General features: G+C 71.4%; 21 protein-coding genes, 1 tRNA gene and 2 pseudogenes. 14 read left to right on the top strand and 10 right to left on the bottom strand.

Translation table 11 applies throughout. The features are described from left to right. Positions 1–290 precede the first annotated feature (290 nt). The 4 genes from AB8Z75_RS16015 to AB8Z75_RS16030 all read left to right on the top strand — a co-directional run bounded on the left by AB8Z75_RS16015 (position 291) and on the right by AB8Z75_RS16030 (position 5,327). Complete coding sequence (locus AB8Z75_RS16015) at positions 291–1,511, top strand: S8 family peptidase (RefSeq protein WP_369202458.1); 1,221 nt, start codon at positions 291–293, stop codon at positions 1,509–1,511. Between the two features lie 376 nt (positions 1,512–1,887). Beyond that, on the top strand, positions 1,888–2,745 hold the full coding sequence (locus AB8Z75_RS16020) for an ArsR/SmtB family transcription factor (RefSeq protein WP_369202460.1): 858 nt from the start codon (positions 1,888–1,890) through the stop codon (positions 2,743–2,745). Positions 2,746–3,202: 457 nt separating this feature from the next. Further along, complete coding sequence (locus AB8Z75_RS16025; RefSeq protein ID WP_369202492.1) at positions 3,203–4,501, top strand: amidohydrolase family protein; 1,299 nt, start codon at positions 3,203–3,205, stop codon at positions 4,499–4,501. 259 nt (positions 4,502–4,760) lie between these two features. Then, positions 4,761–5,327 carry a DUF488 family protein gene (locus AB8Z75_RS16030; protein ID WP_369202462.1) on the top strand — a complete coding sequence of 189 codons (567 nt, stop codon included), beginning with the start codon at positions 4,761–4,763 and terminating at the stop codon, positions 5,325–5,327. A gap of 99 nt (positions 5,328–5,426) precedes the next feature. Here AB8Z75_RS16030 and AB8Z75_RS16035 read toward each other — a convergent pair whose 3' ends face one another. Further along, entirely contained in the window at positions 5,427–7,142 is a 1,716-nt protein-coding gene (locus AB8Z75_RS16035) for an MDR family MFS transporter (RefSeq protein ID WP_369202464.1), read from the bottom strand. Between the two features lie 339 nt (positions 7,143–7,481). Between AB8Z75_RS16035 and AB8Z75_RS16040 the strand changes: the two genes are divergently transcribed. Both AB8Z75_RS16040 and AB8Z75_RS16045 read left to right on the top strand, forming a co-directional pair. After that, complete coding sequence (locus AB8Z75_RS16040; protein WP_369202494.1) at positions 7,482–7,937, top strand: MarR family winged helix-turn-helix transcriptional regulator; 456 nt, start codon at positions 7,482–7,484, stop codon at positions 7,935–7,937. 310 nt (positions 7,938–8,247) lie between these two features. Then, the gene (locus tag AB8Z75_RS16045; RefSeq protein ID WP_369202466.1) at positions 8,248–8,679 is read left to right on the top strand and encodes a hypothetical protein; all 432 of its coding nucleotides are present in this window, start codon (positions 8,248–8,250) and stop codon (positions 8,677–8,679) included. Positions 8,680–8,797: 118 nt separating this feature from the next. Here the strand turns inward: AB8Z75_RS16045 and AB8Z75_RS16050 are convergent. Both AB8Z75_RS16050 and AB8Z75_RS16055 read right to left on the bottom strand, forming a co-directional pair. Then, positions 8,798–8,920: pseudogene (locus AB8Z75_RS16050) on the bottom strand (IS5/IS1182 family transposase); the annotation flags it as partial. Between the two features lie 148 nt (positions 8,921–9,068). Then, positions 9,069–9,572 (bottom strand): hypothetical protein, encoded by a 504-nt coding sequence (locus tag AB8Z75_RS16055; RefSeq protein WP_369202468.1) that lies wholly within the window; start codon positions 9,570–9,572, stop codon positions 9,069–9,071. 69 nt (positions 9,573–9,641) lie between these two features. On the opposite strand from AB8Z75_RS16055, the gene AB8Z75_RS16060 reads away from it, so the two are divergent. Further along, positions 9,642–10,070, top strand: a complete 429-nt coding sequence (locus tag AB8Z75_RS16060; protein WP_369202470.1) for an RNaseH domain-containing protein — start codon at positions 9,642–9,644, stop codon at positions 10,068–10,070. 71 nt (positions 10,071–10,141) lie between these two features. Here AB8Z75_RS16060 and AB8Z75_RS16065 read toward each other — a convergent pair whose 3' ends face one another. Beyond that, on the bottom strand, positions 10,142–10,666 hold the full coding sequence (locus tag AB8Z75_RS16065; protein ID WP_369202472.1) for a hypothetical protein: 525 nt from the start codon (positions 10,664–10,666) through the stop codon (positions 10,142–10,144). Positions 10,667–10,782: 116 nt separating this feature from the next. On the opposite strand from AB8Z75_RS16065, the pseudogene AB8Z75_RS16070 reads away from it, so the two are divergent. Beyond that, positions 10,783–10,971: pseudogene (locus tag AB8Z75_RS16070) on the top strand (IS701 family transposase); the annotation flags it as partial. 130 nt (positions 10,972–11,101) lie between these two features. On the opposite strand, the gene AB8Z75_RS16075 reads toward AB8Z75_RS16070, so the two are convergent. The 3 genes from AB8Z75_RS16075 to AB8Z75_RS16085 form a co-directional block, all read right to left on the bottom strand. Beyond that, positions 11,102–11,326, bottom strand: a complete 225-nt coding sequence (locus AB8Z75_RS16075) for a hypothetical protein (protein WP_369202474.1) — start codon at positions 11,324–11,326, stop codon at positions 11,102–11,104. A gap of 372 nt (positions 11,327–11,698) precedes the next feature. Beyond that, the gene (locus tag AB8Z75_RS16080; protein ID WP_369202476.1) at positions 11,699–12,010 is read right to left on the bottom strand and encodes a hypothetical protein; all 312 of its coding nucleotides are present in this window, start codon (positions 12,008–12,010) and stop codon (positions 11,699–11,701) included. A gap of 738 nt (positions 12,011–12,748) precedes the next feature. Next, positions 12,749–13,657: a dihydrodipicolinate synthase family protein gene (locus AB8Z75_RS16085; RefSeq protein WP_369202477.1), complete on the bottom strand. Its 909-nt coding sequence runs from the start codon at positions 13,655–13,657 to the stop codon at positions 12,749–12,751. A 72-nt stretch (positions 13,658–13,729) separates the two neighbouring features. On the opposite strand from AB8Z75_RS16085, the gene AB8Z75_RS16090 reads away from it, so the two are divergent. Then, positions 13,730–14,647, top strand: a complete 918-nt coding sequence (locus AB8Z75_RS16090) for a LysR family transcriptional regulator (RefSeq protein WP_369202479.1) — start codon at positions 13,730–13,732, stop codon at positions 14,645–14,647. A gap of 383 nt (positions 14,648–15,030) precedes the next feature. Beyond that, positions 15,031–15,240, top strand: coding sequence for a hypothetical protein (locus AB8Z75_RS16095; RefSeq protein WP_369202481.1), 210 nt, complete (start codon positions 15,031–15,033; stop codon positions 15,238–15,240). 88 nt (positions 15,241–15,328) lie between these two features. Here the strand turns inward: AB8Z75_RS16095 and AB8Z75_RS16100 are convergent. Next, positions 15,329–15,416 (bottom strand) — tRNA-Leu (locus AB8Z75_RS16100). A 140-nt stretch (positions 15,417–15,556) separates the two neighbouring features. Here AB8Z75_RS16100 and AB8Z75_RS16105 point away from each other — a divergent pair. From AB8Z75_RS16105 to AB8Z75_RS16115, 3 genes are all read left to right on the top strand, one after another. Then, the gene (locus AB8Z75_RS16105; RefSeq protein ID WP_369202483.1) at positions 15,557–16,888 is read left to right on the top strand and encodes a M20/M25/M40 family metallo-hydrolase; all 1,332 of its coding nucleotides are present in this window, start codon (positions 15,557–15,559) and stop codon (positions 16,886–16,888) included. A 200-nt stretch (positions 16,889–17,088) separates the two neighbouring features. Beyond that, a complete protein-coding gene (chpH, locus tag AB8Z75_RS16110; RefSeq protein ID WP_114019289.1) occupies positions 17,089–17,322 on the top strand; it encodes a chaplin ChpH in 234 nt (77 codons plus the stop codon). A gap of 207 nt (positions 17,323–17,529) precedes the next feature. Continuing rightward, on the top strand, positions 17,530–18,486 hold the full coding sequence (locus tag AB8Z75_RS16115) for a chaplin family protein (protein ID WP_369202485.1): 957 nt from the start codon (positions 17,530–17,532) through the stop codon (positions 18,484–18,486). Between the two features lie 238 nt (positions 18,487–18,724). On the opposite strand, the gene AB8Z75_RS16120 is transcribed toward AB8Z75_RS16115, so the two are convergent. Next, on the bottom strand, positions 18,725–18,913 hold the full coding sequence (locus tag AB8Z75_RS16120) for a DUF5703 family protein (RefSeq protein WP_114019287.1): 189 nt from the start codon (positions 18,911–18,913) through the stop codon (positions 18,725–18,727). Between the two features lie 47 nt (positions 18,914–18,960). On the opposite strand from AB8Z75_RS16120, the gene AB8Z75_RS16125 reads away from it, so the two are divergent. Then, positions 18,961–19,761 carry a hypothetical protein gene (locus AB8Z75_RS16125; protein ID WP_369202488.1) on the top strand — a complete coding sequence of 267 codons (801 nt, stop codon included), beginning with the start codon at positions 18,961–18,963 and terminating at the stop codon, positions 19,759–19,761. A gap of 50 nt (positions 19,762–19,811) precedes the next feature. On the opposite strand, the gene AB8Z75_RS16130 is transcribed toward AB8Z75_RS16125, so the two are convergent. Next, positions 19,812–20,003 (bottom strand): hypothetical protein (locus AB8Z75_RS16130; protein WP_369202490.1); only part of this gene is annotated, 192 nt, incomplete at its 5' end.

Here is a 20,003-nt window from a genome sequence, read left to right on the forward strand (position 1 = left end):
CTCGTACGCGCAGCAGACGCCTCACCGCGCTGGGCATCGGAGCGGTGTCGTCCGCACGGGGAGGGGCCACGCGCGGGTGGGCGGTGCCGTCCGTACGGGAACGGGGTCGTGCGCGGGTGAGCGGTGCCGTGGCCTGAACGTGCCCTGGCGCGGGGTGCGTTCACCGGGGGATTACGTACCCCTACCTATGACGTTCCGGATTGTTCTGCTCCGGTGGCGGCCCGAGGGTGTGGGCCAGACGGACGGGCGCCCTCCGCCCGTCCCGACCCCCACGACGAGGAGCAGCATCCATGGGTACTCGTACGCGCAGCAGACGCCTCACCGCGCTGGGCATCGGTGCGCTGACCGCGACGGCGCTGGGGCTGAGCGGAGCCGCCACCGCCGGCGCGTCCACCCCGGACGCGCAGCAGGGCACCATCCGCGGCGCCTCCGCGCCCGGCGCGATATCCGGCCAGTACATCGTGGCGCTCGACGGCCAGGCCTCGGTGTCCGCCACCGCGCGCACCCAGGCCCGCGCCACCGCCGAGCGGCTCACCGACGCCTACGGCGGCGAGGTCGGCCAGGTGTACTCGGCGGCCTTCCGCGGGTTCTCGTTCCGCGCCACCGAGGCACAGGCCGAGAAGCTCGCGGCGGCACCGGGCGTCAAGTACGTCGAGGCCGACGGCAAGGCGCGCGCCACCGGGACACAGCCCAGCCCGCCCTCCTGGGGCATCGACCGGGTCGACGGCGCACTCGACAACTCCTACAGCTACCCGAACGACGGCTCGGGCGTGACCGCCTACATCGTCGACACCGGCATCGACATGACGCACACGGAGTTCGGCGGACGGGCGAGCAGCGGCTACGACTTCATCGACAACGACAGCGACGCCAGCGACTGCCAGGGCCACGGCACCCACGTCGCCGGCACGGTCGGCAGCCGCTCCTACGGCGTGGCCAAGAACGTCGACCTGGTCGCGGTGCGGGTGCTCAACTGCCAGGGCTCGGGCCAGTGGTCGCAGGTCATCGGGGGCATCGACTGGGTGGCGCGGAACCACAGCGGCCCCTCCGTCGCCAACATGAGCCTGGGCGGCGGCGCCAGCTCGTCCGTGGACAACGCCGTCCAGGGCGCCATCAACAGCGGCGTCACCTTCGCCGTGGCAGCGGGCAACGACTCCCGCAACGCCTGCAACACCAGCCCGGCACGGGTACCGGCAGCCATCACCCTCGGCTCGACGGACCGCGGCGACGGCAGGTCGTACTTCTCCAACTACGGCCGCTGCCTCGACCTGTTCGCGCCGGGCGGCAGCATCACCTCCACCCGCAACGGCGGCGGTTCCACGACCATGAGCGGCACCTCCATGGCCACCCCGCACGCCGCCGGCGCCGCGGCGCTCTACCTGTCCGCGCACCAGGGCGCCTCGCCGGGCCAGGTGCGGGACGCCCTCGTCGGCAACGCGCAGACCGGCGTGGTCGGCAACCCCGGCTCCGGCTCTCCCAACGCCCTGCTGAACGTCGGCCGCCTGGGCTGACCCTCTCCCCGCTCGCCCGCCCGAACGCCGGCCCGTGCCACCGTCCCCACCGGTGCCGCGGGCCGGCCCGCGCGGTCCGGAAGCCCGGCGCGGCCCGGGCGGCATCGGCTTGTGCGGCGTTGGCTTGTGCGGCACCGGCCCGTGCGGCATCGGCTTGCGCGGCCTCGGCTTGTGCCGCACCGGCCCGTGCGGTCTCGGCTCGGGTGGCCCTGGTCTGCGTGGCCCCGGTCTCTGTGCGGTCGGCCCCGGTCTGTGCGTTTGGTCCCGGTCTGTGCGGTCGGTCCCGGTCTGTGCGGCATCGGCACCGGCAGTCCGGGTGGCCGGTCGCACGGACGCTGCGGTGCGGGTCGAAACGTGCGGTCCCTACCCTGGACGCGTGAAGACCTCCCCAGCGGCGGGGCGTCCCGCCGCGGCGCCTCGCCCCGCGACCACCGGCACGGCTGACCGCTCCTCGTCCGGCGCGCCGGACGAGGCGGCGCGTGGCGCGGCGGGCGTCCACCGGGGCGACGCCGACCTCTCCGCCGTCGGCGCGCTGCTGGCCGATCCGGGACGGTGCCGGGTACTGCTGGCGCTCGACGACGGCCGGGCGCTGCCCGCGAGCCTGCTCGCCGCCGAGGCAGGGGTCGCGCCCTCCACCGCCAGCGGTCACCTGCGCAAGCTGGTCGACGCCGGGATGCTGACCGTGGAGCGGCACGGCAGGCACCGCTACTACCGGCTCGCAGGGGAACACGTCGCCCGGCTGCTGGAGCTGCTCGCCCAGCTCTCGCCCGCCCAGCCCGTCCGCTCGCTGCGCCAGGGCACCCGCGCCCAGGCGCTGCGCCGGGCCCGCACCTGCTACGACCACCTGGCAGGACGGCTCGGCGTCGAACTGATGCGCGCCCTGCTGGAGAAGGCCCACCTCGTCGGCGGGGACGGCGTCTTCGACCCCTCGGTGGCCGCACGCGACCGGCTCTCCGGCTTCGGGCACGACATCGACTACCGGCTGACCCCCGAGGGCGAAACCTTCCTGGCCGCGCTCGGCGTGACCTGGCCCCCGCGCCGCGCGGCCGTCCGCTACTGCGTCGACTGGAGCGAACAGCGCCACCACCTCGCCGGCGCCCTCGGACGCGGCCTGCACGACCGGCTGCTCGCGCTCGGCTGGTTCACCCGCGCACCCGCCAGCCGCGCCGTCCACCTCACCGAGGCGGGCCGCGCGGGACTGGCCGACACCTTCGGCGTCGTGCTCGACGACTGACACATGTGTACCGCATGCATCCCGCATCCCGGAAGTCTTGTTCCGTACCGCGAGCTCCTCTAGGGTCGTGGCCTTCCTGGAGCAAGATCAGCCGAAGGGGTGTGCGGTGGCGGACGAGGCGATACCAAAACGGCGGGCGGCGACGGACCGGGCCCCGGAGGCGAGCGGGGAACAGGGCCGGGGCGCGGACGAGTCGGCCCGGGGCGCGGGCGAGGAGTCGGTCCGGGGCGCGGGCGACGAGGTGGGCCCCGGCCCGGCTGAGCCGCGGGCGGGCGGGGGAGAGCACCCCGAGGGAAGGCGGGACGACTTCGGCCGCCGCAGATTTCTCGCCGGCGCGGGGGCCACCGGAGCCGCGGGTCTGTTCGCCGGTACGTCCGCGGCACCGGCGTACGCCCGGGACCGCGACACGGAGGGCAAGGGCCGAAAGCTCGGCCCCAAGAGCTTCGACGCCGAGACGCTGCTGCTCGTACCCGACCGGGTGCTGCTGCCCAAGGGCGTCGCCAAGGACCACGCCGTGCTCGTCAAGAAGGGCGTCTTCCGTGAGATCGGCCCCGCCGACGAGCTCACCGCCAAACATTCCCACCTCGACCCCGTCCGGCTCGAAGGCCACCTGCTCATGCCCGGGTTCGTGGACGCCCACCACCACCTGACACAGAGCTTCGGCAAGGCACAGGCGTTCGGGCAGCCGTCCGAGATCTTCAAGAGCGTCTGGGAGCCGCTGGAACACGCGCTGGACGAGGAGAGCGCCTACCTGGCATCGAAGCTGTCAGCCCTGGAGTGGCTGCGCGGCGGCTTCACCACCGTCGCCGACGCGGGCACCCGCGCCCCCGTCGACGTGGAGGTGGTGGCCAAGGGCGTCGAGGAGGCCGGGCTCCGCTGCGTGCTGAGCAAGGTCGTCTCCGACGGCAAGGGCGGCGAGAAGCACCTGGAGCGCTGGGACGGGCACGAGCTCATCCACCCCTCACTCGCCATCCCGGTGCCCGAGGACGCCACGGCCAAGGTGCTCAAGGCGACGGCACGGATGTGCGAGGAGGCGGGCGCCGTCTTCCAGACCCACGTCAACGAGCACCTGGCCGCCGTCGAACGCTCCCTCAAGTCCGTGGGCCGCCGCCCGATCGACTACCTCCACCACGTCGGCGCCCTCGGCCCCGCCACGCTCGGCGCCCACGCCACCCTGCTCAGCCCCCACGAGATCAAGTTGCTCGCCGACACGGGCGCCGCGATCAGCTACAACCCCGTCGCCAGCGCGTGGAAGGGCAACGCCGTCGCCCAGGCCACGATGATGGCCAACTGGGACGTGCGGTTCGGCACCGGCACCGACGGCACCCGCGGTGACGGCTTCCGCATGGTGGACGCCGCTGAGAGCGCCCAGCGCCTCACCTCGGGGCTGTCGACCGGCGACTCCGTCTGCGGCACCGGACGGCTCTGGCTCGACCACGCCACCGCGGGCAGTGCCGACGCGGTCGGGCTGAAGAAGAAGACGGGACAGATCGCCGTCGGCAAGGCCGCCGACTTCCTCCTCGTCGACCTCGACGTCCCCGAGCTCACCCCCTCCTATGACCTGGAGTGGGAACTGGTGCGGCTCGCGAACCGCGACCAGCTCACCGCCGTCGTCGTCGCGGGCCGGCTACGCCTGTGGCGCGGCTGGCCCCCGCACTGGGACGGTCCCGCGCTGGTCAGGCGCGCGGGGAAGGTCGGGCGCGCGGTGGTCCGCCGCGCCGACATCGACCGCGTCGACCCGACACCGGGCGACTGAGACGGGCCTGGCCGCCTGGCCGCTTGGCTCGCTGGGGCGCCTGGGCGCCAGGCCGCCTGGGCGTCTGGGCGCCAGGCGGCCGTCGGGCGGCCAGGTCGACGATGGTCGGGTCGGGTCGGGACGGGTCGGGTTGGGTTGGGTCTAGTCGCGGTTTGGGCTGGGGCGAGTCGAGTCGATCGGGGTGGGGTCGGGTTGGGTCCCGGCCSGGTCAGGTGTGCCGTGGGGCGCGGCCCGGCCCTCCGGTGCCATCCTGGGAGCCGTGAAGGACGTACCACCGCTCCTGACCCTGGGACACGGCACCGCGGGACGCGAGGAACTGACCCGTCTGCTGCACGGCGCCGGGGTGCGCTGCCTCGTGGACGTACGCACCGCGCCCGGCAGCCGCCGCAACCCCGACGTGCAGCGCGACGCGCTGAGCCGCTGGCTGCCCGCCGAAGGAATCGGTTACCGCTGGGACAAACGGCTCGGCGGCTTCCGCCGCGCCGCCGCCGACTCGCCCGACACCTTCTGGCGCAACGCGTCCTTCCGCGGCTACGCGGGGCACACCCGCGACCCCGACTTCCTCGCCGCCATGGACGACCTGCTCGACGAGGCCTCTCAGACCCCCACGGCCGTCATGTGCGGCGAGTCGGTGTGGTGGCGCTGTCACCGCAGGCTCATCGCCGACTTCGCCGTCCTGGCCCGCGGCCACCCCGTCCGCCACCTCGCCCACGACGGCCGCTTCACCGACCATCCGCCCACCCCCGGCGCCCGGCTGCGGGAGGACGGCCTGCTCGTCTACGACCGCGAGGACACCCAACCGCCGCGCACTGACCGGCCCGGGTGAAACCCGCCGCCGCTGCGGGACCGGTGCGTTGTCGGAGCGAATCTGGGGCGGGGGCGGGGGCGGGACTCGGGGACCTCGCGAGCGCGGTGCGGGCCGCGATCAGGCCTTCGCCGGATCTTCGGGGGTGTCGGAATCGGTGTTGGTGTCGGTGTCCGTGCCGCCCCCGCCCGCGGCGTCCGCCGAGGCATCGCCGACGGCTTGAAGCCCCTTGGAGTTTCCCGGAACTCCTGGAACTCCTGGACTTCCTGGGCCCCCGGGGGCTCCCGAGCCCCCGGGACCGCGGGCCTCCAGCTTGACGTCCTTGAGCAGCAGCGCGAGCACCAGGCCGACCAGCAGGACGGGCACGGCCGAGAGGAAGACGGTCGACAGGGCGCCGCTGTAGACGTCGGCCACCGCGGAGGCCGTCTGCGGGCCGAGAGCGTCGATCTTCCGGGGTTCCAGGGAGCCGCCCACCACCTGGTCCGCCACGTCGGAGGGGAGCCGTCGTGCGGCTTCACCGGCCAGGCGTGCGTTGAGCAGGGAGCCGAACACGGTGGCGCCGAAGGCGACTCCGAGGTTGCGGGCGAGACCGACCGTGGAGGTGCTGACGCCGATGTGCGCGCGCGGCGCGGTGCTCTGGGCGACGAGCGTGGTCACCTGCGACGAGAGCCCGACCCCGATGCCCATGACGGCCAGCAGGAGGCTGAACATCGCGATGCCGGTGTCCGCCGAGGCCAGTGACATCAGGCCCGCGGCGCCAGCCGCCAGAGCCGTGCTGGCCACCGGGAACCACTTGTAGCGCCCGGTCCTGCCGATCACCTGGCCCGCCACGACCGTCGCCACGGCCATGCCGGCCATCGCAGGCAGGAAGAGGAGTCCGGTGCGGGTGGCGCTCACGCCCTCGGCCGTCTGGAAGAGGAGGGGCACGAAGTTGACGCAGCCGAAGAAGGCGAAGCTGACGGCGAAGGCGACCACCACGCAGATGGCGAACGTCCGGTCGCCGAACAGCCCGAGCGGGACGATCGGTTCGACCGTGCGCCGCTCGTGGCGTACCCACACCACTGCCAGCACGACGGCGCCCGCGGCCAGGCCCCGGACGGCGGCGTGTCCCCAGCCGTAGCGCCCGGCCAGGTCCGTCACGAGAACGAGGCAGACGATGACTCCGGCCAGCAGCACCGTGCCGGCGTGGTCGATGCGTGGCCGGGTCGCCTTGCGGGCGGCGCGTGGCAGCAGGGCCCGGATGCCCGCCATGGCCAGCAGGCCCAGCGGCACGTTGATGAGGAAGATCCACCGCCAGCCGAGCTGGTCGGTCAGGAAGCCGCCGGCCGGTGGCCCCGCGAGGTTGGCGATGACCATGACCCCGGCGAACCACCCCTGATACGAGGCCCGTTGGCGCGGCGGCATCAGGTCGCCGAGGACGGAGAACGCGCTGACCTGGAGCCCTCCGCCGCCGAGCCCCTGCAGGGCGCGGAACGCGATGAGCTGGCCCATCGAACCGGCCGTGCCGCAGGCCACCGAACCCGCCAGGAAGAGCACGAGGGCGGTCAGATACACCGCGCGGCGGCCGAAGAGGTCCCCGAGCTTTCCGTACACGGGCATGGCCACGCTGAAGGTCAGCATGTAGGCGGTGAAGGTCCAGCTGTAGAGGTCCAGGGCGCCCAGATCGCCGGTCAGGCTGGGCCCTGCGGTGGCGACGATCGACTGGTCGAGCATCGACATCGCGCTGGTCAGCAGCAGGACGGCGAGAAGCAGCGGGAACGTGGGGAGGAGGGGACGCGGAGGTGGGGGCGCGGTGTCCGCCCGCCTGGGAGGCCGGCCTGGTCCGGTGTCGGTCATTGGGCTCTCCGTCCGTCGGTGGTCAGTGGTCGCTGGCCGGTCGTCGGTGGGGGCGGTGGTCGTCGCTCGGTGATGGGGTGAAGGCATGAGAATGCACCAAACAACTTCATGCTAACGGCATATAAGTGCTCTTCGCATCGGAATGTCGAGAGAGCGGAGAGGTAAGGGGGTGGAACCCTCTTCAGATGCGCACTGCACATCCCTGACCAGCGCACCTGGGCCGGTAGCCCACAAATATGCTCTCGGCACGGAAGCCGGTAGCCTCGCAACGTGACGAAGGGCGAAGGAAGTCAGGCGCGTACCCCGGCGCGGGGCGGAAGGGGTCCGGTCGAGCAGGGCGTGCTGTCCGAGATCGAGGCGGCGATGATCCGGATTCGCCGCCGGCAGTCCCGGCGCAGCCTCGCCCGGCCCGTGGTGAGCGACCTCGACGAACCGGTGGAACTCAACACGCTCGCCGTCATCGACGCCGTCGACGAGGGGGCGGGCGACAGCAGCCGCGATGTCACGGTCGGTTTCATCGCCGATCGGCTCGCCATCGACCCCTCGCGGGCCAGCAGGATCGTCGCCGAGGCCGTCAGATCGGGGTTCGTGCGCCGCGTGGCCTCGCAGGAGGACGGCCGCAGGAGCTGCCTCGAGCTGACCGCGACGGGCGAGGAAGCCGTGGTCGCCGCCCACCGGACCCGGCAGCTCTTCTACGCGGACGTACTCAAGGGCTGGGACACGAGTGAGCAGCAGGAGTTCGCACGCCTGCTCACCAAGTTCGTGCATTCACTGGACGACGCCACCCGCGAGTGACGAGGTGGCGCAGGCACTCGCTCCACCGAGCTCAGTGATCCGAGGGCCGGCGCCACGCAGGGCCGCGATGATGGCGTCGTGCTCCTCGATCACAACGGGCCAGTCGCGGGCGCACTTCTCGCCCGCACGGTCCGGTTGCCCCGACGACAGGTGGGCGACCGGATCGAACCGGGGGACTACCGCGTCGGTCCACCCACCAGGTCCGGTTCAACCCGGTGGCGGATGCCGTCACCGCACTGGCCCTCGTAGCGTGCCCTCCAGCGCACGCCGCTCGCGTGCGCGGGGGACTCAACAGAGGGGGAAACACCTCATGCGCAACTACAGGCGTGCGGCTGTCGTGACAGCGGCAGCCGCGCTGTGCGCGGTGACCGGAGGCGGCGTCATGACGGCGCAGGCAGCGGCCCCGGGCCCGGACCAGGCGCGGACGGCGACGGCTGCGAAGCCCGCCCCGGCGCCCACGGCCGACTCGGCGGCGCGCCTCACGGCGAAGTGCCCGTACCCGTACGTGTGCTTCACCAAGGGCACCACCATCCTGAGCAAGTACAAGGACGCGGGCTACTGGCAGACACTCGGCCCCAAGGGCAGGACCGCCGACAGCGCGAACAACACCCGCCACGACGACGTCGTGTACGTCCGCTTCTCCAACGCCAAGACGATCTGCATGAAGCCCGGTGAGGGCTGGGCGTTCAACGGCGCCCACCCGCGGCAGGTCTACATCAGCACTTCCAGCACCTGCAAGTAGCGCGATCCGGATCGCCGCCACGGCGCCGCGGTGCCGTGGCGGCACGGCGCTGAAGGCCTGGTCGTCGACGCCTGCACCGACGACCAGGCCACGCCGTATGTCGGGGCTTCGCGGAGGTCCGCTCGACACCGGATTCGGGGAACGCCCGGCAGCCGTTGCGGCTGCCCGGCACGGGCAGGCTGGCCGCCGAGACCAGGCGACTGTTGGCATCGATGACGACCTGAAGGTTCGCCCAGTACCGACGCCATCGGCAACACGACTCGAATGGCGGAAGGCAAAGTTCGGTAAGGAAGCTGCCGGGCTGGCTGCTGGCACAGGAGATCGCACAACACGTCGCGGGCCCGCGTGCACGGGTGTACGCAGGGCATCGACAGTGTGAGCCCGCTCGGTCAGGCGCCAGAGTCTGGCGGGTCCATCAGGTGAGCCCCGAGCTGGGCGTCGACGTCGGCGCGCAGTGCCTCCAGCCGCGTGGCGTGCTCCGGTGGCAAACCAGCAGCCGTGTAGCCGGCGTCCCGGACCGTCGCGATGGCGCTGTCGAGGTTCCCGAAGGACAGCTGGCACACGGCGAGGTGTAGGCGGGCCGCGGCCCGATCGGCGCGTTCGGACGGGCCGTCGCCGCTGATGATGCAGTCAGCGATCGTGCGGTAGGTGTCGGCCGCTGAACCGTGGTCACCGGCGAGGCGGAATCCGTCTGCTGCCACCTGCCAGACGCGCCGGACTACGGGGCGGCGCTCCCCCCACTCTTCACGGACCCGTTCTGTCAGCCCTTGCAGGCGTGCCGTGGCATCGCCCGGCTGTCCGGACGTGATCTCGCACTCGGCCCGCGCACAGAGTTCCTCGATCTCTCGCTGGTCGAGCCACTCCCCGTCGGCGGGTGTCGGCGCGTCCGGCACCGGAGTCGGCAGGGGCACCGGACGCGGGCGCGGCTCCCCTCGTAGGCGCAACGGAGCAGTGGGGTCGGGGTGGGTCCGCGGCTGCGGCTCGGCATCACCCGGCCGAGGCGCGAGCGGGGCGAGAACCGCCAGGGCTTCGGCCATCGTCGGGCGGCCGGAAAACCAGCGTGGAACCCCACGCTGGTGGAGATCGCCGTACTCGGTTGCCATGACGGCGGCGATTCGGCACAGCCGGAAGCCGGCAAGCCCGATGACGCAGAGGCGCTCGCCCTCACCATGCACCAGTTGCGCCAGGCTCCGGACTACAACGGGGCGCTCTCCTCGCCGCTTCCGCTGCACTTGGCGGCGCGCGCCCAGGAGTACGTCCTGCCGACACTGGCGCAGGACGACGAGGCCGCGGAGGAGACGGGCCCGGACCTCGCCGATGCGGCCGGGGCCGACACGGCGGAGCCTGCCGAAGAGGCGGCGCAGCTCGCCTTGTTCGCTCAGGCCGAGTGAGCGGGCACCGACGCCGCGGCCACATCGCATCATCCCGCCGAAGCGACGAGTAGCAGACGCCGACTCGACGCTCAGCCGGGCTGGTGCCCCCGGGACCGCGAGGCTGCCCCGGGGGCAAGGCCGTGTGTCGACATCCGGTCGCTCACTCCGTCGGCCAACTCCTTACCGAGCGCCCCGGATCTTGCCAGCAGACGTTCGAAGGCCGACAGGCGACGGAACGTATCGGCATACACCGCCTGTTCCTCCAGCGGCAGTTGCAGTACCTGCAGTCGGCGGATGTCCATCCGCGAAGAGCTGGAGGTGTGGGTGCCTGCCTGGCGGCCGTTGGCCGGAGCGCGCAGACACCCGGCGAGGAAGTGGGCGTCGAGACGCTCGGGGTCGACGCGCAGGGCGTGCAGCTGGGGGCCGAGCGCGATCGCCGGTCCCTGGTGCACCCACGCTCGGAAGGCGCGGACCACACCGGCGACCACGACGTCGCCGTCCTCGGCGACGGTGGCGTGCGCTTGCGCTTCGTCAGCAGTGAGGTGGGCGCTGGGGAAGCCGTCCATCAAGAGGTCGGGGACGGTCAGCAGGGGTACGGAGTCCGTGCCGCACAAGTGCTGCGCGCACGCCGGTCGATGATGGGCCGAGCGGTGCGAGAGAACTGCCAGATCGGTGTGTTCACCGCCTATGCCCTCACGGCGGGGGCGGGCGCAGTGGACAGGAGCTGTATCTGCCCAAGCCCAAGCCCAGGGCAGGGGACCGGGACCGGGTCCGGTGCCAGGCCGCGCGAGTGCCGCCGGACCGGGGCTTTTCCACCAAGGGCGAACTGGCCCGCGCGATGATCCTGCGAATTCTGGCCTCGCTGCCCATCGCTGGGGTGACTGGCGATTGCGCCTTCGGGCAGGAAGGGCGTATGCGCCGCTCTCTGGAAGAGGCCGGAGTCGGCTATGTGCTGGAGATCGGTAGTTCGGCTGGTTCTGAGGAGCGATGCTACGCGGCGCCGAATGATCCGAGCGAAGCGACCTGGCGTCCCCCAGACGGCAACTCCGTCAATCGCCGCCCTCGCCGCCACCCTCGCCGGTGCCTCCGCTGTACCCGGCGCCGCCACTTCGGTCGATGCCGTGTTTTCGTTTGTACTCCCGCCAATCCTTCTGCTGCCGGTTCCACACCTGCTTGCTCATGCCCTTCGGGCGCTGAGGAGGTCGAGGAGCGGGGGGTAGATCCTTGGTGGTGACGAATATGAACACAACGAATCCGGCGATGAGCGCCAGCACCAGTAACCCCAGAAACCCCCCAGCCGTCATCCCCGCCCCCCGGTGGTCGCTCGGCGATTCTCACCGCAAGTCTGACGGCTACGGGCGAACCGTGTCTACAGCCCCAGAGCGGTAGCCTCGGTGTCCTCACGAGCTTGTGCATGGTTGGCGGTGGCGCGTCGAGGGTTGCTGATTGGCCGGTGTGTTCACGTTCGCGTACCACTGGCCACCGTGACGGCCTGCCGACGGGAGCGCGGTCCTGCGACAGCTTGGATGGTGTCGCTCAAGTGCTCGCGGCGGCCGTGATGCCGCGCGAGGGACCCGCAGTTCTCCAGACCGAGGATGCCGTGCTCGACCCGGACGCGGCGTGAAGAGTGCGCCTTCCGCCGTTGCTCAGGAATCTCCTCGTACCACTCGGGTGGGTTCTTCTTTGCCCTTGCGGTGCGGTGGCGGCACCATGCGCCCACCGGTCTGGGTACCCAGACCCTGGTAGCCGACATCGGCGCTCTTTCCGGAGATGAACTTCCCCCGGTCCTTGTGCCCGGCGGTCGCACGACGCACCCTGACCTCGCCCCCGTCGATGATCCCGGTCTGCCCGCTCGCGCCGAGATCGTCGACGACCTCGGCGAGCGTGCGCAGTCGGAGGTCGGGCGCGACGGTGTAGCCCCCGGATCGCCAGCAGCGGTCGCACCTCACCGAACGCACGCGCAAGTGCGAAGCAGTCGATACGGAACCAGCAGGCCGGAACGTCGTGCGTGGCGCCCAAGGCGGAGGTGCACCCGCGTGGCCAACAGACGGTCGACGAAGAGCAGCTTGTGCTTGACACAGGCACCAACGACCCGGCGGCGAGGGCGTGACGTCAGCATGGCTTGGTGCCGCTCGTGCCACAACGGCCCGACCTCAGTGATGCGTCCACCAAGCACGGCGGCTCCCCGGGCTCCTCGCGCCGGCGGGCTGCCCGCGGGCCTCGCCTGGTACCTGGGCGTGACCACCCGAACCGTCCGCTTCCACTGCCGCAAGGCCAAAGAGCGTTGGAGCATGCTTTCGCCTCGCTTCTCAAGAGCGAGGGGGGACTCAAGCGATCGGCAACCTCACCAGTCTCGAAGACACGCTCGCCTTTCTGGGCCAGGCACTGCAGGCCGAGGGATGGGCCTTCGACGAGTCGGCCGCGCTGCGCCGACTGGCCGAAGACACCGGCTGTCCCACCCCGCCGCGCGATCTGCCCGCCGCGGCCAGTCGGCAGCTGACCGTCGTGGTGGGCTGGGGGCTGGAGCAGCTCGACGCTCCACCACGTCGACCGCGGTGAGATGCCGATCTGCCGACCATCGCCCGGCACCCCAGTTCGCCACCCTCCTGGTCACTGCCCCCGGTGCAGCGGCCTCCGGCATCCGGGAAGGTCTGCTGGAGCGTCGATACGCGATACCCTCCCCGGCCCGGGTCTAGTCAGACGTGTCGGACGCGTTCCGTCTCCTGCAGCGCATGGTCTACCGACGCGCGTCGGGCAGGCAGCAGCGGGAGGCGGATGTCGGGGGTCGGGATGCGGCCTTGGGCGTGCAGAACACCCTTGATCACAGCAGGGTTGGGTTCGCGGAAAGCGGCTGCGGAGAGACGGGCCAGGGCGAGGCCGAGGTTGCGGGCGTTCTTGTGATCGCCGTTGCGCCAGGCTGCGGCCAGTGCCGCGAAGTGTGCGGTGGCCAGGTGCGCGGAGGCGAGGATGCCACCGGCCGCGCCCAGCGCGAGCAACGGCGACAACAGCACGTCATCCCCCGCCAGGACGGAAAAGTCAGGTGGCAGGTCGCTGAGCAGCTCTACGGTCTCCTTATCGACGCATCCGGTGGCCAGCTTGACGCCCCGGATGTTGGGGTGCCTGCCGATGACGCGCAGGGCCGCCGCGTCGAGCGGCTGTGCCGTGCGGTAGGGGACGTGGTAAACGATCAAAGGCACGGGGCTGTGCTGCGCGAGATGAGCGAAGTGCGCCACGGCGCCTGCCGCTCCAGGGCGGCTGAACACAGGCACGGGGACGAGCGCGGCCGTGGCCTGGGGACACACGGTGGCGAGTTCTGCGAGTGCCCGCGTGGCTGCCCGGGTGTTGTCGCTGCCGCCTACTCCGATCGTCAGCGGTGCGTCACGTTCTCGGCAAACCTTGGCACAGATTGCCACAACCGCGGCCTTCTCCTCCGCGTCCAAGGTGGCCGCCTCCGCAGTTGTGCCCAGCGCGACGATGCCATCGGCGCCCTCGTCCAGCACCGCGTAGGCGAGGGATTCGAGGGAGTTGACGGCGATGTCGTCGTCCGCTGTGAACGGTGTGATCAGGGGGACGTGGATGCCTTGCGGGAAGGGGAGAGGAGACATGGGAAGCAGCGTGGCTCGCCCAGATAGTGCAGGTCTAGTTCGTGTTTGTGAGCCTGACCGTAAGCTGTGCTGATGCTTGATGCACGTCGCCTGCGCCTGCTGCGGGAATTGTCGATGCGCGGCACCATCGCAGCCGTCGCCGAGGCGCTGGCGTTCACGCCCTCGGCGGTCTCCCAGCAGCTCAGCGCACTGGAGCGTGAAGCGGGGACCCCGTTGCTGGAGCGCACGGGAAGACGGGTCGCTCTCACGCCCGCCGCGCAGAACCTTGTGCGCCACACGGAGGCGGTACTGGAACGTCTGGAGATGGCCGCAGCCGACCTCGCGGCCGCGCGTCATGGTCTGTCAGGACCGCTGCGCATCGGCGCGTTCCCCACCGCCACTCGAATGATCATCCCGGCCGCCCTGGCCGTGCTCGCGCGTGACCACCCGGACCTGGAACCGAGAGTGCGGGAGATCGATCCGGCCGACGTTGCCGACGCGCTACGCAGTGGCGACCTCGACGTTGCACTCGTTCACGAGTACGACTTTGTCCCAACCGCACCCAAACCCGGACTGGAGACCGCCCCGCTCTTCACGGAACCCATGTATCTCGCTTCGACGCACCTCCCCGAGGCGCCCGATGACATACCGCTACTCGCACGCTTCGGCGACGCACCCTGGATCACCGGCACTCCCGGCACGCTCTGCCACGCCATGCTCCTCGGCGCCTGTCGGGCCGCGGGCTTCATTCCACAAATCCGGCACCACGTGGACGAATTCGCCACCACCCTCGCGCTCGTCGCACTGGGCCAAGGCGCGGCCGTCGTTCCACACCTGGGCACAGCAGATCCTCCCCCCGAGGTCGTACTGACCCGCCTACCGCTACGCCGCCGCACCCTTGCCGCCCACCGCCGCGGCGCCGCCCGCCATCCGGCTCTCGCCGCAGCTGTCTCGGCCCTGCGCGCCGCCACCGTTCCCCTCCTCACCTATGGCGAAGCGGACGGTAGATGACGGTTGCGGACATGGAGACGCGTGATCCACCTTCTACGACTGGCGACAGAAGGGGAGAGGAGCGTGCTGTGTCCGACTCTCTAACGGCAGTCTCTGAATGTTGTCTCGGAAGGGAGTGGATACCGGTTGAGGAAGCTGACCAAGGATGGCGAGGCCAACGCCGTCATATACGTGGATCAGTCGGCATGAACGCTCTGACGTACCAGTGGGAGCGGCAGCAGGAAGAGAAGGCACGGCTGAGCTCCGCATGGATGGATCACGGACCCGTGCTCGTGCTCGCCCGAGACGGCTACATGTTCCGGGAGGACGGCGAGCCGGGGAGGGTTTCAGGATCTCCTGAGAAGGCCTCCGCTCGCTGGAGGCGCGTATGTGCCAGGCTGTAGTTGCCCGACCTGTTCCGCATCCACGACTGGCGGGCGAGCAAGATCAATAATGATCTGGAAGCCAAGGAGAGCCCGGCAGAGGTCTCGGCGAATGCCCCTCACCACTCAGTGGGGTACACGATGGACCGCTATGGCCGACGTCGCAAGGAGGGTGTCGTGAAGCTGGCGGCTTCGAGTGCCAGCCGGATCAGGCTCTCTGACCTGAACTGACCTGAGCAAGATCATCCCTGTTGGCCACGTGGTTGGTCATGCAGTAGGGGTGGAAACGCAAAAACCCCTGATCAACAGGGGTCTTAGCTGGTGTCGGGAGGGGGACTTGAACCCCCACGCCCTGTAAAGGGCACTAGCACCTCAAGCTAGCGCGTCTGCCATTCCGCCACCCCGACCGGGTGCGCCGCGCGGGCCGTGGGCGGCCCTGGCGACGGGTTAAACCTTAGCACCCGCGGCGGACTGCGATCACCCGCCTCTTGGGGCGCCGCGGTGTCAGCGGGAGTATGGGGGTCTACCTGCGAGAAGAGGAGGCAGCGTGAGTGCCGAGAGCGCCGGGGCCGCGAGGGTGGCGACCGCCGAGGACGAGGTCGTCGATCTGTGCCGTGACCTGATCAGGATCGACACCAGCAATTACGGCAACAACGAGGGGCCGGGGGAGCGGGCGGCGGCCGAGTACGTCGCGGAGAAGCTGGCCGAGGTGGGGCTGGAGCCGCAGATCTTCGAGTCCCGGCCTGGCCGCGCCTCCACCGTGGCGCGGATCGCGGGCGAGGACCCCTCGCGCCCGGCCCTGCTCATCCACGGGCACACCGACGTCGTTCCGGCCAATGCCGACGACTGGACGCACCACCCCTTCTCCGGGGAGATCGTCGACGGCTGCGTGTGGGGCCGTGGCGCCGTCGACATGAAGGACATGGACGCCATGACGCTGGCGGTGGTGCGCGACCGCCTGCGAACGGGCCGCAAGCCGCCCCGCGACATCGTGCTGGCCTTCCTCGCGGACGAGGAGGCCGGCGGCGTGTACGGGGCGCGGCACCTGGTCGACAACCACGCCGACCTGTTCGAGGGCGTCACCGAGGCCATCGGCGAGGTCGGCGGCTTCTCCTTCACGGTCAACGAGAACCTGCGGCTCTACCTCGTCGAGACCGCCCAGAAGGGCATGCACTGGATGCGGCTGACCGTGGACGGCACCGCCGGACACGGGTCGATGACCAACAACGACAACGCCATCACCGAGCTGTGCGAGGCCGTGGCGCGACTGGGCCGCCACAAGTTCCCCGTACGGGTGACCAAGACGGTCCGCTCCTTCCTCGACGAGCTCTCCGACGCTCTCGGTATCGAGCTCGACCCGGAGAACATGGAGGAGACCCTCACCCGGCTCGGCGGCATCGCGAAGATCATCGGTGCGACGCTGCAGAACACCGCCGCGCCGACGCAGCTCGGTGCCGGGTACAAGGTCAACGTCATTCCTGGTCAGGCGACCGCACACGTGGACGGTCGGTTCCTTCCGGGGCACGAGGAGGAGTTCCTGGCCGACCTCGACCGCCTCCTGGGCCCCCGGGTCAAGCGGGAGGACGTGCACGCCGACAAGGCGCTGGAGACCACCTTCGACGGGGCGCTCGTGGACGCCATGCAGTCCTCACTGCGCGCCGAGGACCCCATCGCCCGTGCCGTGCCGTACATGCTTTCGGGCGGCACCGACGCCAAGTCGTTCGACGACCTGGGCATCCGCTGCTTCGGCTTCGCGCCGCTGAAGCTCCCGCCCGAGCTGGACTTCGCGGGCATGTTCCACGGTGTGGACGAGCGGGTGCCGGTGGACGGGCTGCAGTTCGGGGCACGGGTGCTGGACCGCTTCCTCGACCAGGCGTGAGGGCGAGCCCCGGGCCCGCCGCGCTCTGGGCCCGGGGTGTCTGGATCCGCCGTGCTCCGGGCCCGGCCCGGAAATCGGTCGCGTGTGCTCATATGACCGGGAAGAGTGAATGATCTAGTCGGTTCGTAGCCAGATTCCTCCGTCCTCGTTACAGGAGATGCGGTCCCCGGCTGGGACCGCTTTGCCAACTAGGAGGAATAATGATCAAGAAGGTCATCGCCGCCGCGGCTGCCACCAGCGGTCTGGTACTGGCTGGTGCGGGTATGGCCGTCGCCGACTCGGGTGCGCAGGGTGCCGCCGTGCACTCCCCGGGTGTTGTCTCCGGCAACGTCGTCCAGGTTCCGGTCCACATCCCGGTGAACGCCTGCGGCAACAGCGTTTCCGTGATCGGGCTGCTGAACCCCGCCTTCGGCAACACCTGCGTCAACTCCTGACGCCGAGTCTCACCCGACCCGTTCGGTGAGCAGACGAATCTGAGCGGCCCCGGAGCGCGCGCCACGCGCTCCGGGGCCCTCGGGTCTTGAGGGCCGGAGGCCTTCGAGGAAGTTGAGGGGGCGGGACGGCGCTCACAGGCGCCTCCCCCTGGCCGGTTCACAGAAAGCCACATCAGGCAGCCACCACTAGGCAGGGGAATCCACACGATGCGACAGGGCACCAGAAAGGGCCTCATCACCATGGCCGCCGCGGGCGGCCTGTTCGCGATGTCGGGGGGAACGGCGTTCGCAGACGCGGGCGCGCAGGGCGACAGCGCGAACTCGCCGGGGGTGCTCTCCGGCAACACTTTCCAGGCACCCGTGAACGTCACGGTCAACATCTGCGGCAACACCGTCAGCGTCATCGGCCTGCTCAACCCGGCCTCCGGCAACGGCTGCGCGGGTCTCGGCAGCGGTTCGGGCGGCGGCTCCGGCGCGCACGAGGAGGAGCCGAGCGGCCAGAGCCCCCAGGGTGGCCGCGGTGACCAGGTCACCGGGGGCGGCGGCAGCGGTGCCCATGCGGGCGGCTCCTCGCAGGGCTCGCCGGGCGTCGGCTCGGGCAACGACGTGCAGGTTCCGGTCGACGTGCCGGTCAACGTCTGCGGCAACACCGTCGACGTCGGCGGGGTCCTCAACCCGGCGCACGGCAACGACTGCGCCAACCCGGAGGCTCCCGGGCCCGTGGACCCGGGCTACCCGGAGGAGCCCGGGAATCCGGAGAAGCCCGGTGAGCCGGAAGAGCCGGGGAAGCCCGGCGATCCCGGCGACCCCGAGACGCCGGATGACCCGGAGAACCCCGGGAAGCCGGGCGACCCCGAGCAGCCCGAGCAGCCCGAGCAGCCCGGCGAGCCGGGCGGGCCCGACCGGCCCGGCACTCCGGACGAGCCCACCTCGCCGGACACGCCGCAAACCCCCGACCAGCCCGGCAGCACCGGTGAGGTGCACGCGGCCTCCCAGCCCGTGCCCGCGGCGGAAGCCCCCGCTACCGGGGACGCCGACGCCCACGGCGAGCTGGCGCACACCGGTGCCGGTTCGCAGCTCGGCGTGGCCGCACCGCTCAGCATGGGCCTCCTCGCCGGGGGCTACGTGCTCTACCGGCGCTCCCGCGTCACCGCCCGCCGCTGACCGGACGCGCGCCGGCCCGAGGGCGGAACGCGAGGTGTCCCGCTGCGACGCGCTGACGGCCGGCGAACGGCCGTCCGGGCGCCAAGTGGGCGGGGACCGAGAACGCTCAGTGACCAGGCGGGAAAAGGGAGCGGGCCCCTACGACGGGGCCCGCTCCCTCACTTTCCGGCGCCGCCGCACATGCCTTCGACCCGGCGTCGGGCGGGGGCGGCGGTCGGGGGCGCGGAGCGCCTTCCGCTCACCAGGTGGCGCGCAGCTGACGGATGATGCGGCGACGCAGTCGCACCCGGCGGCTCCCGTCGGGGTACAGCCTGGTCCTGGCGAGCTCCCAGTGCCCGTACTCGGCGTGGTCGGTGAGTAGTTGGGTCGCGGCCTTGCGGGACACGCCGCGGGGGACGTACACATCGCGAAATTCGTATTCCGGCATCCCCACCATTGTGCGTCCGGAGCCCGTCTGCCGATAGCGTCTGCACTATGTCTGATGCTGCGCAGCCCACCGCTGCCGACGTACGCGCCGCCGCCGAGGCGGTCAAAGCCGCGCTGGACCGGCACCTGGAGGCCGTCGAGCGCCGCGCGGGTGAGTCCCGGGCGTCCGCGGGTGCGGGTGCCGACGCCGGTGACGGGGAGCGGGGCGAGGCACCGGCGGGGCAGGACACCGCCGGACTCGACTCCGCCGTCTACGCCGCGTTCGACGAACTCGCCGCCGCCGGGGAGGCCTACGACGAACTGCTGTACGAGGTCTACGACGAGGTCACCCCCTTCGAGATTCCCGGCGGCGACACGCTGCCCGCCTACGCGGGGCCGGAGACGCCCAGCGCGCTGAGCGTCCTCATCCGCAGGGACTACACCATCGCCGAGCCGCAGCGGATGCTCGCCCAGGCGGAGCGGGTCACCGAGCTGGACCCCGAGTCGGCGGAGGACGAGCGGGTCGAAGGCGCCTCGGCGGGCGGCGGCGTGCACGCGGCGCTGGGTGTGCTGTTCGGCGAGTACGAGCCGGACGAGATCGCGACCCGGCACAAGGAGTTCGGCCTGGAAGAGGGCGACTCCACGCTGTGGGTGACCGCGGTCGACGAGCCCAGCGAACCGGGTGAGTGGCTCTCCACGCCCTTCGACCAGGCAGACGCGCAGCGCGTCGTGTGCCGCTTCGACGTCAGCTCCGTCTTCGACGAGGACGAGGAGGATCTGCTCGTCGAGACGGAGGACGAGCCCGGCCCGGCGGCCGGAGGCGGAGCGGGGCCCGGGCCCGGGTCCGGACCCGGCTTCGGTCGCAGGTAGCTCCCGCTCCGTCTCGCCCCGGCTGCGGCAGCCCGTCTCCGCAGCCGCCGTCAGTCGCCGCTGTGGAGGCTCCGCCGCGGCGTCTCCGCCGTCCCCGCGTGCGCCTCCGCGTCGTCCCCGTCTCCCTTCGACCCCGCCCAGCCCACGCCGCCGCATCGGAGCGCACTCCTCCGGCGCGGGGCGACCGGCGGGGCGGTCGGCGGGGCGACGTGCGGGGCGCCGCGGCGGAGCCTCCACAGCGG

The organism is Streptomyces sp. PU-14G, assembly GCF_041028275.1.
Classification (GTDB): Bacteria; Actinomycetota; Actinomycetes; order Streptomycetales; family Streptomycetaceae; genus Streptomyces.

Coding starts and splice junctions, on each gene's coding strand:
- AB8Z75_RS16115 (WP_369202485.1), top strand. CDS start 17,530: ATGCGACAGGGCACCAGAAAGGGCCTCATCACCATGGCCGCCGCGGGC.
- chpH (WP_114019289.1), top strand. CDS start 17,089: ATGATCAAGAAGGTCATCGCCGCCGCGGCTGCCACCAGCGGTCTGGTA.
- AB8Z75_RS16085 (WP_369202477.1), bottom strand. CDS start 13,657: ATGTCTCCTCTCCCCTTCCCGCAAGGCATCCACGTCCCCCTGATCACA.
- AB8Z75_RS16015 (WP_369202458.1), top strand. CDS start 291: ATGGGTACTCGTACGCGCAGCAGACGCCTCACCGCGCTGGGCATCGGT.
- AB8Z75_RS16090 (WP_369202479.1), top strand. CDS start 13,730: ATGCTTGATGCACGTCGCCTGCGCCTGCTGCGGGAATTGTCGATGCGC.
- AB8Z75_RS16035 (WP_369202464.1), bottom strand. CDS start 7,142: ATGACCGACACCGGACCAGGCCGGCCTCCCAGGCGGGCGGACACCGCG.
- AB8Z75_RS16045 (WP_369202466.1), top strand. CDS start 8,248: ATGCGCAACTACAGGCGTGCGGCTGTCGTGACAGCGGCAGCCGCGCTG.
- AB8Z75_RS16120 (WP_114019287.1), bottom strand. CDS start 18,913: ATGCCGGAATACGAATTTCGCGATGTGTACGTCCCCCGCGGCGTGTCC.
- AB8Z75_RS16125 (WP_369202488.1), top strand. CDS start 18,961: ATGTCTGATGCTGCGCAGCCCACCGCTGCCGACGTACGCGCCGCCGCC.